Origin of the sequence: Acidiphilium sp. (genome assembly GCF_049977125.1) — a bacterium.
Classification (GTDB): domain Bacteria; phylum Pseudomonadota; class Alphaproteobacteria; order Acetobacterales; family Acetobacteraceae; genus Acidiphilium.
The window spans coordinates 1-1,716 of the sequence record NZ_JBMFGY010000352.1; the positions used below are offsets into that span (position 1 = coordinate 1).

The 1,716-nt window shown below is 57.9% G+C and carries 2 protein-coding genes; both read right to left on the minus strand.

The annotated features are described in order from the left end of the window. Positions 1–197: 197 nt before the first annotated feature. Positions 198–1,265, minus strand: a complete 1,068-nt coding sequence (locus tag ACP5E6_RS18985; RefSeq protein ID WP_427957043.1) for a nucleotidyl transferase AbiEii/AbiGii toxin family protein — start codon at positions 1,263–1,265, stop codon at positions 198–200. Continuing rightward, positions 1,262–1,716: DUF6088 family protein (locus ACP5E6_RS18990; RefSeq protein ID WP_427957046.1), on the minus strand; the 455-nt coding region annotated here is incomplete at its 5' end. The genes ACP5E6_RS18985 and ACP5E6_RS18990, both read right to left, overlap by 4 nt.

A 1,716-nucleotide genomic window follows, 5' to 3' on the forward strand; every position in this document is an offset into this window, starting at 1 on the left:
CCCTCCAGAGTACCCCCTATGCAGGTATTTAGCCGAAAGACTGTCCGTAAGGGGACCGATCAGCGAACAGTTCTGCCCGGGCGACGCACATCACTCAAATGGTGCGATAGCGGTCTCAATAGGATAGTACGATAATTTTTTCAATTGGGGTGCCCTTATCGTACACGGTTCAACCATGACAATCACAATCGGCTTTGTCATCGTGTCCCTTTCGTCGCATTGACTTCGGCCTCGAAATCAACGATCCTCTTCAGGATCTCGCTGAATGACGGGGCTTCGCCGAAGATCATACCAGTCATGGCAGCGTAATCGCGTGTTAGATCAGCGGCCATGTTAGGATTTGGCGATAGCGTGAAGGAACCGGGGACCGCTGTCGCCAAATTGAGATCGGGGCTGTTGAAGAACATCCGGGCGTGACGCACACAGTCGATGGCCAAATCTAGATTACCAGCCGCACTGCGTCCGATATCCGATCCAAGGAGACGGTAGACATCGTAGTAGTGACGGGAGACCCGTTGCCCGCCTCCGCGTTGCGCGCCTCGTTTTTCGAACCATTGTCGCAGGCCATGCAAGATGACCGTCTTATCCCAGAAGGTCCGCTCGGCAACCACGGTAGTGACGTTGGCCACACGGAGATCCATATCCACGAGGTCGTCGGCGACATAGGGGCGAATGACGGTTGGGTGGTTCGGATCGAGCGCGGATTTCGCTCCCGATTCGATTTTCACTGCGGGCCGGATGTAACCATCGGGGGCTGACGTGACCTGCGGATACCAGATTAGCAGGGTCTGCTGGTCGTGATCATCCGGGTCCAACTCGATGCGAGCGGCCGTCGGTAGCAGGTCGGCGGTCTGCAGCGTTTCACGAAGTTGAGCGACCATGCGCGTACGCATCGATCCGGACACGTAAGCCTGGCTTGCCGCCTTGATCGCATCGAGCCGCGCGCGTCGTTTTTTGCCGCTCAGTGCCTCAAGTTCCTCGACGCTTGCACCTTGGCCCAGATCGTCGCGGAAAATCGTAATATCGATGTCCTCGGAAAACCGGGAAATCAGCCCGAACGCTTTCGAGAGTGATGTCCCACCCTTGAACAGTAGCCTGGGACCACCGGCATCGATATTATTGAAAAGTGCGTCGAGGGTCCAGCAGACCCAGAAGTCCTTTTCTACGTTTTGCTCGGCAGTGCCCAACCGCCGTGCGGTGCCAAGAAAGGCATCACGGCGATCCTCGGCTGCGGCGGAAAGGAAGGCCGAGAAGGCTGGGTTCATGGGCGCGTCTCCATTTGGTTCCCGGAACGTCCCTCCATAGAAATATCGGGGCTTGATTTATTCAACAACGGCCGGAGAAAACTCTGCATCCAGTCCGGAAGAGTGGTCAGGCCGTCTCGGAGATCCCCCGCGATGGCTTCGCCATAATCAGGATCAGCCAGAATCGCAGTGAGACGACGTACAATCCGGTCCCGATCGCTGTCCAGCATGTCGCGAAGCCAATGCAGCGCCTGGACGACGCGCATTCCGGGACGCCCGGCCCAATATAGCCGACTGGGGGCGGTTGGTTTGAAGGTGATGATTTGCTCGCCGAGCTTGAGGGGGCGCAGGCGCGCGTCGGTATGCACGGTGATCTTGGCTGGGACGGCATCGGAGAGCCCGAGGTCATTGGCAGCTGTCAGACCGTCTACAAGCATACGCGCTTGGTCCCGCCGAGCGAGCGCGTCAATGA

Coding starts and splice junctions, on each gene's coding strand:
- ACP5E6_RS18985 (WP_427957043.1), bottom strand. CDS start 1,265: ATGAACCCAGCCTTCTCGGCCTTCCTTTCCGCCGCAGCCGAGGATCGC.